The sequence below is a fragment of the Amycolatopsis sp. NPDC004368 genome (assembly GCF_053602515.1).
The window spans coordinates 1-13,738 of sequence record NZ_JBSGDT010000055.1; the positions used below are offsets into that span (position 1 = coordinate 1).

Here is a 13,738-nt window from a genome sequence, read left to right on the forward strand (position 1 = left end):
CGATCCCCGCTTGGCCCGCACGCTGGCGGAGGTGAGCGCGCCGCTCGTCGAGTGGCTCGCCGATTCGGCCGGGCTGCCGCTCGACCTGGTCACGGCTCGGCCTCCCAGAAGTCACCGGCCGGGGTGACCTCGGTGACGACCTTGCCGGGCCAGAGGCCGGAGGCCTCGACGTCGGCGATGGTGTCGTCGGCGACCTTCTTCTGCTCGTCGTTCGTGTAGAAGATGGCGGAGCGGTAGCTCATGCCGATGTCGTTGCCCTGGCGGTTCTTCGTGGTCGGGTCGTGGACCTGGAAGAAGAACTCCAGCAGGGTGCGGAAGTCCGTCTGCTCGGGGTCGTAGAGCACCTCGATGGCCTCGGCGTGGGTGCCGTGGTTGCGGTAGGTGGCGTTCGGGGTGTCGCCGCCGCTGTAGCCGACTCGCGTGGCCACGACGCCGGGCTGGTGGCGGAACAGCTCCTCCATGCCCCAGAAACATCCGCCGGCGAGGATCGCCTTTTCGGTCGTCACGTCGTCTCCTTACTTGTCGGTGTCGGTGGTGAACAGGGCGCGGAACTCGCCGTACCCCTCATTGTCCAAGTCGTCGAGGTGCACGAACCTCAGCGACGCGGAGTTGATGCAGTAGCGCAGGCCGCCCTTGTCGAGCGGGCCGTCGTCGAACACGTGGCCCAGGTGGCTGTCGCCGTGCAGCGAACGGACCTCCGCCCGGATCATGCCGTGGCTGAAGTCGTTGCGCTCGACCACACCCTCCTTCTGGATGGGCTTGGTGAAGCTCGGCCAGCCGGAGTGGCTGTCGTACTTGTCGACCGACGCGAAGAGCGGCTCGCCGGATACGACGTCCACGTAGATGCCGGGCTCGTGGTTGTCCCAGTATTCGTTCGCGAACGCCCGCTCGGTCCCGTCCTGCTGGGTCACGCGGTACTGCTCCGGGGTCAGCCGGGACACGGCTTCCGGGTTCTTGTTGTACTGGGTCTGCTGGGACACAGCTCTCCCTTCGCGGCCTTTCGGCTCGAGCTGGGGAACCAGGTGAAACGCACCTGGACGTACAGCTATAAAGACACCGTACGGGCTCCGTCTATTCCCCCGGACGGCCGCTTGCGCGGGCGTTCGACTTCGGTAAGAAATCGGCTTTCACCAGCAGATCGAGCAGCGTCCGCAACGCCCGGCCCGGCGGCTTGCCGGCGTGGCTGACGACGGAGAGCGGCCAGGTGAGCGCGGGGTCGGTCACCGGCACGACGACCGTGCCCGGCGCGGACAGCCGCACGACGTCCGGGACCACCGCCACTCCCAGCCCGGCGGCGACGTACGAGGGCATCACTTGCAGATCGGCCACCTCCATCGGGACGCGCCGGGGCGTGCCGAGCGCGTCGTAGGCGCGGTCGACGGCAATGCGGTTGCCGAAGCCGCGGGGAGCGTCGATGAAACGCTCGCCGGCCAGGTCGCGCAGCGACAGCGACGCGCGACCGGCCAGCGGGTGCGCGGCCGGGAGCACCGCGAAGTAGGGGACCGTGACGATCGGGTGCACCGTCAGGCCGGGCAGCTCGCTCGGGGGCAGCCCGAGCAGGGCGACGTCGAGCCGGCCGTGGCGCACGTCCTCGGCGAGCCCGGTCGAGCCCGTGACCGAAACCGTCACGTGCAGGTCGACCAGTGGATGGCGCGCGTGGAACGCACCGAGCAGCGCGGGCAGGTCGAGTGCGCTGACGCTGGTGAGCGTGCCCAGCCGCAGGCTGCCGCGCAGCCCCGCCGACGCCTCCTGAACCACCTCGCGGGCTCGCTCCACGGCGTCGAGCGCGGCCTTCGCCTCCGGCAGGAACAACGCGCCCGCGGCCGACAGCGCGACGCGCCGCGTGGAGCGGTCGAACAACGTCGTGCCCAGTTCGTTCTCCAGCGTGCGGATGGTCGCGGACACCGTGGACTGCACGGTGAACAGCCGCTGGGCCGCGCGCGTGAAGCTGAGCTCCTCGGCCACGGCCACGAAGTACTCGAGCTGACGGGTCTCCATGCGGCGAATTATCGCTCATGACGATAACTGTCGCCAAGACTTTTCGTTGGACGGAATTACTCGAGCGGTGGATCGTTGACGGTGCAAGGACCTCAGAGAGAAGGCAGTAATGCTGCAGACCGTTTCCCCCGTCCTCACCCGGCCCTCGATCGGCCACCACTGGGGTTTCCGCGTGATCGCCTTCGCCTTGGCGGCGTCGCTGGCGTTCTCGACCGTGCCCACCCCGCTCTACGCGATCTACCAGCGCCAGGACGGGTTTCCGACGTTCTTGGTCACCGTCGTGTTCGCCGCCTACGCCGTGGGCGTCATGGTGAGCCTTTACCTCGCCGGCCACGTGAGCGACTGGCTCGGCCGACGGCGCGTGATCCTCGCCGCGACGCTGGCCGAAGCGCTGGCCGCCGCGCTTTTCCTGACCTCGACCGAGCTGCCGGTGCTGGTGCTGGCGCGGCTGGTCACCGGGATCGGCGTCGGCGCGCTCACGGCCGCGGCGACCGCGCACCTGTCGGAGCTGCGGGCTGTCGCGCGCCCTGACGAGCACGCCGGGCGCGCCGCGCTGATCGCGAGTGTGGTGAACCTCGGCGGGCTCGGCCTCGGCCCGGTCGTCGGCGGCTTCTTCGCGCAGTACTCAGCGACTCCGCTCACCGCGCCGTTCGTGGCGTCCCTGGTCGTGCTCCTCATCGCGGCGTTCGCGGTCGCGCTGGTGCCGGAAACCGTCGAGCCGTGGGACGAGCGGCCCGCCTACCGGCCGCAGCAGCTGACCTTGCCGGCCGAGGCGAAGCAGCCGTTCTTCGGCGCGGCCATCGCGGTGTTCGCCTCGTTCGCCATCGCCGGCCTCTTCACGGCGCTCGCGCCGACGCTGCTCGCCCAGGGCATGCACCTGACCGGCCGGCTGCTCGCCGGGATCACGGTGGCGTCGATGCTGGTCGCCGCGGCGCTCGCGCAGGTGGTGTTCGCGCGGATGCCGATGGTCCGGCAGTTGCGGCTCGGGTTCGTGCTGATGGCGGTGGGTCTTCTGGTGCTTCCGGTGGCGGCGCTGCTGCCTTCGCTGTGGCTGTTCTTCATCGGCAGCGTGCTGGCCGGCGCGGGTATGGGGCTGGGGTTCCGCGCCTCGATCGCCACCGTGGCCGCGCTGGCCGGTCCGCGTTCGCGCGGACAGGTGCTGGCGGCGCTGTTCCTCGCGGCCTACACGGGCCTGGCCGTGCCGGTCCTCGTGGTCGGCGTGGCCCTGGTGTGGGTGTCGAGCCCCGTCTCGCTGCTGGGCTTCTCGTTGGCCGAGCTCGGGCTGCTCGCCTGGTCGGCGAACCGCATCCTGGCGCCCGCTACCCGGCCGGCTCGAGTTTCCAGCTGAGCGTGACCGTGGTGCCGTCGGGGCGCTGCACGCAGTCGCTTTCGTGGGCGAGGCCCTGCATCAACGGCAGGCCCCGCCCACGAAGGCCGTCGGTCGGGCGGGGCGGCAGCCAGCGGCCGTAGTCGGTGACGACCACGGTGACGATGCCGCCGACGCTGGTCGCGACCACGTCGAGCACCCCGGTTTCCCGGCCGTCGTAGGCGTGTTCGGCGGAGTTGGCCATGGCTTCGTAGCTCGCCATCACCACGTCCTCCTGCTGCGTGGTGCTCATGCCGAGGCCCGCCACCCAGCGGGCCAGCGCCCGGCGCAGCCCGATCAGCGGCTCCGGTGCGGCGGTGACCCGGCTGCGGAAGTGCGGCTCGTCGCCCGTCACGACGCACCTCCGGCTTGGCGGCGCACGTGGATCACCGCGATGTCGTCGTCGTGGCTGCCGCCGGTGAGGTCGTGGATCAGGCGGTCCCACGCGGTCTCCGGGTCGGGCTCCGCACGCAGGCGGCCGAGCGCGGTGAGCAGTCCTTCGATGCCGACGGTCAGGTCGCGGGTGCGGCTCTCCACGAGCCCGTCGGTGTAGAGGACGAGCTCGGTCCTGGGTGGGAAAGCCACCCGCCGCTGGGGGAACTCGGCGCCGACGCCGAGCGGCTGGGCGAGTGCCTCACCGATCTGCTCGCGGGTGCCGTCGGCGTGGATGAGCACCGCGGGCAGGTGCCCGGCGTTCGCGTAGGTCAGCTCACCGGCCGGATCGTGCACGGCGTAGAAGCAGGTGACGAAGCTGGGCTCGGTGAAGCGGCCGGTGAGCTGTGAGACGTTGCGCAGCACCTCCGACGGGGGCAGCTCCAGCAGGGCGTACGAGCGGATCGCCGTGCGCACCTGGCCCATCACGGTGGCCGCGGTGACGCCGTGGCCGACCACGTCGCCGATCACGAACGCGGTGGCCCCGGAGCCCAGGCGCAGCACGTCGAACCAGTCGCCGCCGATCTTGCTGCCGGTGACGGCCGGCAGGTAGCGCGTGACGAGGTCGAGGCCCGGCACGCGCGGCGCGGCGGGCACCATGCTGCGCGAGAGCTCGGCGGCGAAGGTGCGCTCGCGTTCGTAGAGGCGGGCGTTGTCGAGCGCGATGGCGGCGTAGCCCGCGATGCCTTCGGCGAGGTACTCGTGGCGTTCGGTGAAGCGGCCGGTTTCCGGGTGGCCGAAGAAGAACCCCCCGAGCACGTCGCCGCTGGTCGGGCTCACGACCGACACGGCGAGGTAGCTGCGCACGGGCAGGTGGCCCTCGGGCATGCCGTGGTACGGCGCGTTGTGGCCGAAGCGCGGGTCGGCGGTGATGTCGGCGCTGCGGACCGTGCCGAGGCCGTCGAAGGTCGGGCCGAACACCGCCGTGTTGCGGGGCATCGGGAACCGGGAGAACGCTTCGCGCGGCACCCCGGAGAGGGTGTAGAGCGTGTAGGACTCGCCGAACTGGTCGACGAGGTTGTAGAAGAAGGCGCCGAAGGCCGCGCCGGTGGCTCCGGTGGCGGCGTCGGTGGCGTCCTGCACCACGACGTCGATGTCGAGCTGCGCGGTGAGGCGGCGGCCGATCGAGTGCAGTGCGTCGACGACACCCGCCTCGGCCCGCAGCCGGGTGACGGTGCCGGTGAGCTCGGCCGTCGCCGCGTCGACCCCCGCGGCGGTGGGCACGAGCCGCGCGCCCTCGGGGGCGTCGGTGTGGAGCAGCACGGTCACGTCGTCGTCCGCGACCACCACGGCGCCGGTCACGCGCTGGGCGGGCACGAGCTCGGCCACGGTTTCGGCGTCGGGGACCACGATCCGGCCGCGGCCCCGGAAATCGGCGGCGTCGACCCGCCGCACGCGCACCGCCACCGGCCGGCCCTCGGCGTCGACGAACGCCTTGCGCACGGCCGCGGCCACCGGCCCGAGGCCGTCGGCGGTGCTCACGCTCCCGCCAGCGCGGCGGACAGGGTCGGGAACACGGCGAGCTCGTCGGTCAGGCGCGTCAGCTCCAGCGGCCGCAGCGTGAGCCGGCTGCTCGCCACCACCCGCACGTCGGCGGGCTCGGGCCGCCGATGGGCCCACACGAGCACCGCCATGCCCGCCGAGGCCAGGAAGTCGACACCACTGAGGTCGATCACGAGGACCGGCACCCCCGTGCGCCCGGCGCGCTCGACGACCCGGCGCAGCTGCGGGGCGAGCGCGAGGTCGAGGGCGCCGGTCACGGCCACCACTGCCGCACCGCCGTGTTCGCGTAACGCGACCGCGCCGCCCGAGGTCTCCACTCGGCCGGCGTCGTCGGCGGGAGCCCCGGAGTCGGCCATGGGGCAAATCATGCCAAGCCGACGTCCGGCGCGCCCACTCGTACCCCGTTCGGTGCAAGCGACCCCCGGATTGCCGTTCGGCGACCGAACGATCAGTCCTCGTTGAGCGCCTCCGCGAAAGCCGTGTGCACCCGCAGGTACTGGCGCAGCGGCAGCGGCTCGCCGACGGTCGGCGAGGCCAGCCGGCGGGTCGCCCAGGTGTTCCAGGTGAGGTGCGCTTCGGCGACGGACAACCGCGCGGCCGCGGCGACCTCGGTGGGGTTTTCACCGGCGAGGACGGCTTCGTGCATGAGCACGGGACTGCTGCGGCGCACCCAGTCCTGCAGCGAGGCCATCGCGGCGAGGCGGTGGAGCTGGGTGGCGGAACCGGTCGAAGCGGGGAGAGGGAGATCGCGGCTGGTCGAACCAGTCGCCTTCGTGGTGCTGCTCGTGGTGGCCGGCTTCGCGCCCGATGCGCTCGCATCCGGCCGAGGAACGGCCGACATCGGTGCGGTGCGGGGAAAATCGGGCCGGGTGGGTGCCGGTTCGGTGCGCTCGGGGGTGAGTGAGGTCGTCATGAGGCGGTTCTCCCTTGTCGGGCGGTCAACCACGCTGCGATCGTGGCTGCGCCGGGCGATCGTGGCCTCGCCGGTCGGGACGGCGGCGGCGTCCTCCGGCTACCCTCTCACCGTTCGGTTCAATCCTCGGTTCCGTGAGACCGTGATCTCACCCGTTCGGGCGCGTTTTTCCTTGTGACGCTTGACAACCCGGGACACACGAACGCCGCCGGGATCACCCGGCGGCGTTCGTTCACCCGTGCGTCAGCCCTTGTTCTTCAGCCCGTCGACAGCGTCCTTGACCTTCTGGCCCGCCTGCTTCAGCGCGCCCTTGGCCTGGTCCGCTTTGCCTTCGGTTTGCCACTGCTCGTTTCCGGTGGCGTGCCCGAGTGCTTCTTTGGCGCGGCCCTTCACTTCTTCGGCCTTGTTCTGCATTTTGTCGTTCACGACCGCTCCTTTCGCACAGTGGCCTTTCACGGCCTTTCACGGCCTTTCACGGCCTTTCACGGCCTTTCACGGCCTTTCACGGCCTTTCACGGCCTTTTCGCGCGGCGGGGGATACCCGTTTTTCGCGAACTCAAACCAGTGCCGGTCAGTACCAGTGCGCGCGGCCGCCGACCTTGCGGCCCGTTCCGCCGAGGATGGCCAGGACGGCGCCGATGACCAGCAGGACGATGCCGATCGTCCACAGGATCGAGATGCCGGTGATGAAACCGACCACGAGCAGGATGACTCCGAGCACGATCATGGAAGCTCCAGCTGTTCTGTAACGGGGACCGATGTCTGCTTGGTACCCCGTCTCGAGGGCTCGTAAACACTTTCGGGTGACATCCGGCGTGGACGGCTCACCGGTCTGTTCCGGTGGGCGAGTTCGTTCTGTCGCCGAAGGAATGCGTCGGACGGCGGGTTTTGTACGGCCTTTGCCGGAACCGACCAGGATGTGAAACCGCTTTGCGGCCCGGTGTCCGCGGCCTAGCTTTCGACCCCGACAGAGCGATTTCGGCCGACGAGGGGAGCTGCCGCGTGGCCTCGGGTGAACTCGCGACGACGCCGGCGCCGATCGGGCTCGGCTGGCTCGCCCCGCGGATCGGCGAACGCACGGCGCGCGGCATCGCGGGCGCGGTGTCCGGCCTCATCCGCGACGGCGAGGTGCGGCCCGGCACCCGGCTGCCGACCGTGCGCGCGCTCGCGGCCGAGCTGTCCGTGAGTCCCACGACGATCGCGGAGGCGTGGGCACAGCTGCGCACCGCCGGGCTGATCGGCACCGGCCGCCGGCGGGGCACGACCGTGCTGGCGCCGCCCACCGGGCTCGTGCCCACGCGGATGTTCCCGGGCTGGCAGGCCGTCGACCTCGAACACGGCTTGCCCGATCCCGCGCTGCTGCCACCGCTGGAGGACGCGGTGGCCGCCGGCGTGCGCGCCGACCGCGCGCCGGTGAAGGAACCGATCAGTCCGCGGTTGCGGGCCGCGGTGAAGGCGCAGTGGCCGTTCGCGGCCGAGGCGTGGACGGTCGCCGCCGGCGGTCACGAAGGCGTGGCGCTGGCGTGCCGGGCGGTGGCCCGGCCGGGCGACGTGGTCGCGGTCGAGGAACCCACCGCGCCGTGGCTGTTGCAGCAGCTGCGCGCGGCCCGCATCCACGTGGTGCCCGTGGCCTGCGACGAAAGTGGCCCGCGTCCCGGCGCGCTCGAAGCCGCGCTCGCGCACCGGCCCGCCGCGTTCGTGTACCAGCCGCGTGCGCAGGACCCGCTGGGCCACACCGTGCCCGCCGCGCGGGTCGCCGAGCTCGCCGCCGTGCTCGCGCACACCGACACCGCCGTGATCGAAGCCGACGACTTCGGCCCGCTCGCCGCCGAAGCCGGTGCGAGCCTCGGCGCGCACCTGCCCGGGCAGGTGCTGCTGGTGCGCTCGTACTGCACGGCCTTCGGCGCCGAGTTGCGCAGCTGTGTGCTGGGTGGTTCGGCCGCGCTGGTCGAACGGGTGCGCTCGCAGCGGGCGTTCGGAGTGGCGTGGTCCAGCCGAGTGCTGCAGGACGCCCAGGCGTTCCTGCTCACCGACCCGACCAGCGCCGCCCTGCTGCACCGGGCCCGCCGGCGCTACGCGGGCCGCCGCGTGGGGCTCGCGTCGGCCCTGCGCGAGCACGGCCTCGACGTGCTCGCCCGCGACGGCCTCACGCTGTGGGTGCCGGTGCCGGACGAAACCCGCACGCTGGTCACCCTGGCCGCCCACGGCGTTTCGGCGGGCGCGGGCAGCCGTTCCTTCCCCGGCGGCTCGGGCCCGTCGCACCTCCGCGTGGCCGTGGGGCAGCTGCCCGACGACCCGGCGCCGGTGGCCGACCTGGCCGGGATGATCGCGCGGGCGGCCGGGGTGCGGTCGCGCCGCACGGCGTGAGATCGAGGGACCGGTACCTCCGCCGCTTCCGCCGGTCCGGTGCGCGGTTCCACGTCGACGATCTCGGTGGTCGTGGCTTGCGTTGACCTCCGTTCACCGCGCGCGAACGTCACGTGCCGGCGGGACTGTCCGATCCGGACGCTGCGAATGAGCTGACCTCGCAGAACACGCGGTGCGTGCGGGTGGTTGCCGGGCTGAGCCGTGCGCGTTCGCCCTCGGCGAGACCGGTGGTGTCGTCGCGGCGGGGGCGCCAGGGTGAGGGCATGAGACTTCTCGTACTGGGCGGCACGGTGTTCGTCGGGCGGGCGGTTGCGGCGGAGGCGCTGCGCCGGGGCCACGAGGTGGTGTGCGCGGCCCGCGGGTCGGGCCCGGTGCCCGAGGGCGCGCGGCTGGTGAAGGTCGACCGCGACGATCCCGAGGGGTTGGCGGGGCTGCCGTCGTTCGATGCCGTGGTGGACGTGGCGCCCCTGTCGTACCCGTGGGTACAGCGTGCGCTGGCGGCGCTCGCGGACCGCGTGGCGCACTGGACGTTCGTGTCGACGATCAGCGTCTACGCCGACACGGCCACCCCCGGCCAGACCCCGGCCACCGGCGCCCTCCTCGACGCCCTGCCCCGCCACGCGACCCGCGCCGACCTCACCGCCGAGGGCGGCACCGAGCTCTACGGCGGGATCAAGGTCGCCGCGGAAACCGCAGTGCGGGAGAAGCTCGGCGACCGCGCGTTCGTCGTCCGGCCCGGCCTGATCACCGGCCCCGGTGACGGCAGCGACCGGTTCGGCTACTGGCCCGCGCGCTTCTCGCGCGGGGGCCGGGTTCTGGTGCCGGCGTCCGAGGGGCTCGCGCAGTTCATCGACGTGCGCGACCTCGCGGCGTGGATCGTCACGGCGTTCGAGACCGGCCTGGGCGGCACCTTCGACGCGATCGGCCCGGCGGTTCCGCTGGGCAAACTGCTCTCCGACATCGCCGCGGCGGTCGGCGGTTCCGCGGATTTCGTGCCGGCCAGGGACGATCAGCTGGAGGCCGCCGGGGTCACCCCGTGGTCCGGTCCGCGGTCGCTGCCGCTGTGGCTCCCGCCTTCCCACGCCGGCCTCGCCTCGCACGACCCCACGCCCTCCCTCGCGGCGGGCCTGGACCTCCGCCCCCTTACGGACGCCGTGGCGGGCGCGCTGGCCGAGGAACGCACCCTGGGCCTGGACCGCGAGCGGCGGGCGGGGTTGTCGGCGGGGGAGGAGGCGGAGGTGCTGGCGGGGTTGTGACCGGGCCGGCTCAGCACCGGCTCAGCACCGGATCAGCGTCGGATCGGCTTGCGGTGAGCTACTTCGCCGTGCCCGCGCCCCGCAGCCGACAGTGATCGCGTCCCGGGGAGCGGTGAGGCGTCGGCGGTGGGTGAGGGGTGATGTCGCGCCGGTTGTGATCGGTGCGGGTCAGTCGTGAGTGCTCCGCGGGTGGTCGGGGCCGCGGCGTGGTCGGGGCCGCGGCCAGGTCCAGATCGGCGTGCGACGAGGCACGTCGCCGTGCCCGGTCCGGTTGTCGGCAGCATTCGTGCCGGGGCAACTGGCGGGAGCTTCCGAGATCGGGTGAGGCGATGCCGGGCCGGCTGTGGTTGGTGCGGATCGGTTGTGGGTGCGGGCTCCGTGGGTGGTTGTGGTCGGGTGCAGTCGGGCTGTGACCAGCTCCGGATCAGCTTGTGGCGAGCTACGTCGCCGTGCTCGGTCCCCGCTGCCGGCAACATTCGTGCCAGGGACAGCGGTGAGGGCATTGGTTGCACCAGGGTGATGTCGCGCCGGTTGTGATCGGTGCGGGCCAGAGGCGGGTGCGGGCTCCGCGGTTGCTCGGGGTCGGGGCGTCGTGGGCTGTGACCGGGTTCGGTCGGCTACGTCGCTGTGCTTGGTCCCGCTGCCGGCGGCATTCGTGCCGGGGCGAGCGGTGATGGCTTCAGCGGTTGCGCCGGGGCGGTGCCGGTCCGGCTGTGATCGGCGCGGGCCGGCTGTGGATGCGAGTTCGCGGGTACTGGGGCTGCCGGCGAGGTTGTGACCGAGCCGATCGGCGCCGGATCAGCTTGCGGCGAGCCACTTCGCCGTGCCTGGGCGGCCCGGGACCCAGCAGCCGCCCGAGGTGGGGGCCGTGGGGGCGTCCGGGAGGGCGAGCAGGGCGGTCAGCACGTCGGTGGCGGGGCCGGTGGTCCGCCACAGCCAGGTGGTCGGGCTGAAAACGTTTTCCTCGGTCGCCGGCATGCGGGTTGCGGTGGCGTCGTCCTCGGAGTGGAGGTGGAGGACGTCCACGAGGTCGCCGTGGGCGCGCAGGCCGACGACCGCGAGGACTTCGCCGGTGGGGTCGCTGGGGTGGACGAAACGATAGCCGCGGGCGATGAGAGTGCGGAGGGCGGTCTCGACGTCGTCGAGTGGGTGGGCCATCGTCCCCGCCTTTCGCTTGCCGGCTCGGGAATCTGCACGTGCGTTCGCGCGTGGCGCGGACCGTAGCACGATCGACCGCGGGGTAGGACAGACACACTTCGCTTTTTGTCTGATCCTCAGTGCTTCTGTAGAAGATGCCGAGCCGGCGGAAAAGGGGCGTTTGTACCCCGGCTCGGTGGTCGACCGGGCAAGGGTGACACGGACGTGACGAATCTCCCTCACCATGTCAAGCGACGTTCGCGAGGCAGGCGCCACCACGGCCGGGTGGTGATCCTGTCGGCCGCGTGGCAAGCACGGCTAGCATCGAAAACCCCCGCGCCGCGAGGGGAACGGACCGCCGAGCCGAGCGGTCACGGTGCCGGTGTCCGCGCACCTCTGGGGTCGGTGATGGGACTGTTCGCGATGGTGGTCGCCGCGCTGCCGCTGGCCGGCGGGCCGTGCGCGGCGGCGCTGCTGGTGCTGCGCCGCGGCCCGGGCCCGCACGTGGCGCGCAAGGCCCGCGTGCCGGTGCGGCTCGCGGAGGAGTTGCGGGCCGTCGCCGAGGTGCTGCCGCGGGTGCGGCCCGTGCCGGTGAGCACGCCGCCGCCGGTTCGGTGCGAGCCGTGCCGGGAAGCCGTGGTGCCGCGGCCGCGCCGGGCCGAGCCGGGTGGTCTGCGCCGCCTGCGCCCGCTGAACACCCGGCCCAGCGAGCGCCGAACCGAGCTGCCAGACGGCAGAGGCAGAGGCAAAACTGTCCGAAGTGGACGGACATCCGACGGCCGTCGGACCGGCCCGGAAAGGCGTGACCCCGGTCACTCGGCCCCGGGACTTTTCCGCGCCCTCCCACTGTTACACCCACTGCGGAAGCCGGAGGACCCCGGTGACCGCCACGAGCAGGAAGGGGTGAGAACCGATGGCGAAGAGCGTTTTGCGCCCGGTGATCAAGCTGCGTTCCACCGCCGGCACGGGATACACGTATGTGGCGACCAAGAACCGCCGCAACGACCCGGACCGGATGGTCCTGCGCAAGTACGACCCGGTCGTCCGCGAACACGTGGACTTCCGCGAAGAGCGCTGATCACAAACGCGTGAAGGGCTGAGGGCGGCACCTGCCGCCCTCAGCCCTTTTGTTGTGCCCGAACGACACTCAGCCGCAGTGTCCCAGCGGCGCGTCGACCTTCGCGGCGCCGACCGACCCGCCCCACGTCACGCACTTGCCGGCCGCCGAGGCCGTGACCGGTCCGGCGAACCAGGAGAACGAACCCGAGTCCGTCTGCTTCGTCGCCCCCTGCACCTGCAGGTACGCGGTGGTCGCCGACGGCGTGCCCGCGGCTGCGTTTTTCATCGTGCTCACGCAGTTCTTGCCGGTCGCCGCGTTGTAGGACAGGTACACCGTGCCTGCGGTGCCGAGGGAACCCTGGTCGATCACGCCGTAGCCCGAGCCGCAGGCGGGCGCGCCGAGGTTCGCGTCGGTGAACTTCGCCCAGCGGATGGCCGCGCTGGAGTTGCCCTGCGGGCCGCCCTCGAACAGGACGCCGGCCGAGCCGGTGCCGAGCGAGACCAGGTCGGAGTAGGCCGCGTCCTCGCTCCACACGAGGAACCCGTCGGTGTCGCCCTGCCAGCTGCCGCCGTTGTCGAACGACGAGCGGATGCGCAGCGCGTGCCGGTGGTCGCACACCGAGGGGGCGGCGAAGATCAGTCGCGTGTACGCGCCGCCGGTGTCGGTCGCGCTCATTGCGAGCGTGGAGCCTTGCACGTCGGGCGTCTTCGCGAGGTCCGGTTCGACCGTGAACCTCCGGCTGAACGTGAGCCCGCCGTCGGAGCTGATCGCCCACGCCCGCTCGACGGTCGAGCACATCGTGCCGGCGTTGTTGCGCGCCGAGGCGTAGATCTTGCCGTCGGGCAGCTCGGTCAGGCTGATCTCCTGCGGGTTCAGCGCGGTGCTGGTGCTCGCGTCGTGGGCGCCCAGGTGCCAGGTCGAGCCGCGGTCGTCGCTGTAGATGACGGCGCCGGTGTTGGGCGCGGAGCCGTTGACCTGGTAGCTCATGCCGGCGACGAGCCGGCCCTTGTGCGCGCCGCGGGTGAGCACCGAGGCGTGCGACGGCCCGGTCGCGAGCCAGCCCGGCGGCGCCGAGAAGCCGAGCTGGGTGGTGAGCACCTGGGGCGCGGCCCACGTGGTGCCGTTGTCCTTGCTGATGCTCACGCGCGGCGTCCGGCCGCAGGAGGCGTGCGGCGCGATGCACTGCATCACCGACAGCAGCACCACCCGGCCGTTGGGCTCGTCGGCGCTCGGCGGCACTACGACGGGCGTCGGGTTGCCCTTGGTGTCGCCGAAGCCCTGGATCACGATCTGCAGCGGACCCCACGTGGAGCTGCCCTTGACCTGGCGCTTCACGACCAGGTCGATGTCGCCGGTGTCCGCGCAGCTGTTCTTGCGTCCTTCGGCGAACGCGAGCAGGTCGCCGTTGTTGGCCTCGACGATGGCGGGGATGCGGAAGCACGAGTACCCGCCCGTCCCGGCCTGGTACACCACCGTGCTGGTGGCGTCGGCCGACGCGGCCGGCGCCACGGCCACCGCGGCGAACGCCGTCGCGCCGGCCAGCGCCGTGAGCAACCCTCTCGCGACACGTCTCAGATTCACTGTCGGTCTCCGTCCTGGGGGCCGGCCCCGCGATCGGCGGGGCGGCTGTCGTCAGTGCTCCCAGGCTCGGGCGCGGTCGTACACCCGGCGTACAACCGCACGCACAATCGGTTTTGTACCAAGAG

At 72.1% G+C, this 13,738-nt stretch carries 17 protein-coding genes and 1 pseudogene; 5 read left to right on the forward strand and 13 right to left on the reverse strand.

The features are described from left to right. Positions 1 to 92 precede the first annotated feature (92 nt). From msrA to ACWEOE_RS39850, 3 genes and pseudogenes are all read right to left on the reverse strand, one after another. A pseudogene (gene msrA / locus ACWEOE_RS39840) lies at positions 93 to 506 on the reverse strand (peptide-methionine (S)-S-oxide reductase MsrA); the annotation flags it as partial. A 9-nt stretch (positions 507 to 515) separates the two neighbouring features. Next, positions 516 to 980 (reverse strand): peptide-methionine (R)-S-oxide reductase MsrB, encoded by a 465-nt coding sequence (msrB, locus tag ACWEOE_RS39845; protein WP_452018644.1) that lies wholly within the window; start codon positions 978 to 980, stop codon positions 516 to 518. A 91-nt stretch (positions 981 to 1,071) separates the two neighbouring features. Then, complete coding sequence (locus ACWEOE_RS39850) at positions 1,072 to 1,998, reverse strand: LysR family transcriptional regulator (RefSeq protein ID WP_452018646.1); 927 nt, start codon at positions 1,996 to 1,998, stop codon at positions 1,072 to 1,074. 109 nt (positions 1,999 to 2,107) lie between these two features. On the opposite strand from ACWEOE_RS39850, the gene ACWEOE_RS39855 reads away from it, so the two are divergent. Then, positions 2,108 to 3,346, forward strand: a complete 1,239-nt coding sequence (locus ACWEOE_RS39855) for an MFS transporter (RefSeq protein ID WP_452018648.1) — start codon at positions 2,108 to 2,110, stop codon at positions 3,344 to 3,346. Here the strand turns inward: ACWEOE_RS39855 and ACWEOE_RS39860 are convergent. The 4 genes from ACWEOE_RS39860 to ACWEOE_RS39875 form a co-directional block, all read right to left on the reverse strand. After that, positions 3,318 to 3,719 (reverse strand): ATP-binding protein, encoded by a 402-nt coding sequence (locus ACWEOE_RS39860; protein WP_452018650.1) that lies wholly within the window; start codon positions 3,717 to 3,719, stop codon positions 3,318 to 3,320. The genes ACWEOE_RS39855 and ACWEOE_RS39860 overlap by 29 nt on opposite strands. Then, on the reverse strand, positions 3,716 to 5,278 hold the full coding sequence (locus ACWEOE_RS39865; protein WP_452018652.1) for a PP2C family protein-serine/threonine phosphatase: 1,563 nt from the start codon (positions 5,276 to 5,278) through the stop codon (positions 3,716 to 3,718). The genes ACWEOE_RS39860 and ACWEOE_RS39865 overlap by 4 nt, the downstream gene beginning before the upstream one ends. Continuing rightward, complete coding sequence (locus tag ACWEOE_RS39870) at positions 5,275 to 5,655, reverse strand: STAS domain-containing protein (protein ID WP_452018654.1); 381 nt, start codon at positions 5,653 to 5,655, stop codon at positions 5,275 to 5,277. Before ACWEOE_RS39870 ends, ACWEOE_RS39865 begins: the two co-directional genes overlap by 4 nt. A 92-nt stretch (positions 5,656 to 5,747) precedes the next feature. Beyond that, positions 5,748 to 5,990 carry a hypothetical protein gene (locus ACWEOE_RS39875; RefSeq protein WP_452018656.1) on the reverse strand — a complete coding sequence of 81 codons (243 nt, stop codon included), beginning with the start codon at positions 5,988 to 5,990 and terminating at the stop codon, positions 5,748 to 5,750. An 82-nt stretch (positions 5,991 to 6,072) separates the two neighbouring features. Here ACWEOE_RS39875 and ACWEOE_RS39880 point away from each other — a divergent pair, with 82 nt between their 5' ends. Beyond that, positions 6,073 to 6,390 carry a hypothetical protein gene (locus ACWEOE_RS39880; protein ID WP_452018658.1) on the forward strand — a complete coding sequence of 106 codons (318 nt, stop codon included), beginning with the start codon at positions 6,073 to 6,075 and terminating at the stop codon, positions 6,388 to 6,390. Positions 6,391 to 6,455: 65 nt separating this feature from the next. Here the strand turns inward: ACWEOE_RS39880 and ACWEOE_RS39885 are convergent, their stop codons facing one another. Together ACWEOE_RS39885 and ACWEOE_RS39890 are read right to left on the reverse strand one after the other, a co-directional pair. Then, positions 6,456 to 6,638 carry a CsbD family protein gene (locus ACWEOE_RS39885; protein ID WP_452018660.1) on the reverse strand — a complete coding sequence of 61 codons (183 nt, stop codon included), beginning with the start codon at positions 6,636 to 6,638 and terminating at the stop codon, positions 6,456 to 6,458. Positions 6,639 to 6,783: 145 nt separating this feature from the next. Next, complete coding sequence (locus ACWEOE_RS39890) at positions 6,784 to 6,939, reverse strand: hypothetical protein (protein WP_326834498.1); 156 nt, start codon at positions 6,937 to 6,939, stop codon at positions 6,784 to 6,786. 275 nt (positions 6,940 to 7,214) lie between these two features. Here ACWEOE_RS39890 and ACWEOE_RS39895 point away from each other — a divergent pair, with 275 nt between their 5' ends. Further along, positions 7,215 to 8,579: an aminotransferase class I/II-fold pyridoxal phosphate-dependent enzyme gene (locus ACWEOE_RS39895; RefSeq protein WP_452018662.1), complete on the forward strand. Its 1,365-nt coding sequence runs from the start codon at positions 7,215 to 7,217 to the stop codon at positions 8,577 to 8,579. 109 nt (positions 8,580 to 8,688) lie between these two features. Here ACWEOE_RS39895 and ACWEOE_RS39900 read toward each other — a convergent pair whose 3' ends face one another. Next, entirely contained in the window at positions 8,689 to 8,844 is a 156-nt protein-coding gene (locus tag ACWEOE_RS39900; protein WP_452018664.1) for a hypothetical protein, read from the reverse strand. Here ACWEOE_RS39900 and ACWEOE_RS39905 point away from each other — a divergent pair. Continuing rightward, positions 8,843 to 9,835 carry an NAD-dependent epimerase/dehydratase family protein gene (locus ACWEOE_RS39905; protein ID WP_452018666.1) on the forward strand — a complete coding sequence of 331 codons (993 nt, stop codon included), beginning with the start codon at positions 8,843 to 8,845 and terminating at the stop codon, positions 9,833 to 9,835. The two genes, ACWEOE_RS39900 and ACWEOE_RS39905, sit on opposite strands and share 2 nt — an antisense overlap. A gap of 798 nt (positions 9,836 to 10,633) precedes the next feature. On the opposite strand, the gene ACWEOE_RS39910 is transcribed toward ACWEOE_RS39905, so the two are convergent. Beyond that, positions 10,634 to 10,993: a hypothetical protein gene (locus ACWEOE_RS39910; protein WP_452018668.1), complete on the reverse strand. Its 360-nt coding sequence runs from the start codon at positions 10,991 to 10,993 to the stop codon at positions 10,634 to 10,636. Between the two features lie 350 nt (positions 10,994 to 11,343). Next, the gene (locus ACWEOE_RS39915) at positions 11,344 to 11,670 is read right to left on the reverse strand and encodes a hypothetical protein (RefSeq protein ID WP_452018670.1); all 327 of its coding nucleotides are present in this window, start codon (positions 11,668 to 11,670) and stop codon (positions 11,344 to 11,346) included. Positions 11,671 to 11,885: 215 nt separating this feature from the next. Here ACWEOE_RS39915 and rpmG point away from each other — a divergent pair, with 215 nt between their 5' ends. Continuing rightward, positions 11,886 to 12,050 carry a 50S ribosomal protein L33 gene (rpmG, locus tag ACWEOE_RS39920; RefSeq protein ID WP_326834504.1) on the forward strand — a complete coding sequence of 55 codons (165 nt, stop codon included), beginning with the start codon at positions 11,886 to 11,888 and terminating at the stop codon, positions 12,048 to 12,050. Between the two features lie 69 nt (positions 12,051 to 12,119). On the opposite strand, the gene ACWEOE_RS39925 is transcribed toward rpmG, so the two are convergent. After that, positions 12,120 to 13,613, reverse strand: a complete 1,494-nt coding sequence (locus ACWEOE_RS39925) for a sialidase family protein (protein WP_452018672.1) — start codon at positions 13,611 to 13,613, stop codon at positions 12,120 to 12,122. Positions 13,614 to 13,738 lie beyond the last annotated feature (125 nt).

Coding starts and splice junctions, on each gene's coding strand:
- ACWEOE_RS39850 (WP_452018646.1), bottom strand. CDS start 1,998: ATGGAGACCCGTCAGCTCGAGTACTTCGTGGCCGTGGCCGAGGAGCTC.
- ACWEOE_RS39855 (WP_452018648.1), top strand. CDS start 2,108: ATGCTGCAGACCGTTTCCCCCGTCCTCACCCGGCCCTCGATCGGCCAC.
- ACWEOE_RS39870 (WP_452018654.1), bottom strand. CDS start 5,655: ATGGCCGACTCCGGGGCTCCCGCCGACGACGCCGGCCGAGTGGAGACC.
- ACWEOE_RS39875 (WP_452018656.1), bottom strand. CDS start 5,990: ATGGCCTCGCTGCAGGACTGGGTGCGCCGCAGCAGTCCCGTGCTCATG.
- ACWEOE_RS39890 (WP_326834498.1), bottom strand. CDS start 6,939: ATGATCGTGCTCGGAGTCATCCTGCTCGTGGTCGGTTTCATCACCGGC.
- ACWEOE_RS39905 (WP_452018666.1), top strand. CDS start 8,843: ATGAGACTTCTCGTACTGGGCGGCACGGTGTTCGTCGGGCGGGCGGTT.
- ACWEOE_RS39900 (WP_452018664.1), bottom strand. CDS start 8,844: ATGCCCTCACCCTGGCGCCCCCGCCGCGACGACACCACCGGTCTCGCC.
- ACWEOE_RS39910 (WP_452018668.1), bottom strand. CDS start 10,993: ATGGCCCACCCACTCGACGACGTCGAGACCGCCCTCCGCACTCTCATC.
- rpmG (WP_326834504.1), top strand. CDS start 11,886: ATGGCGAAGAGCGTTTTGCGCCCGGTGATCAAGCTGCGTTCCACCGCC.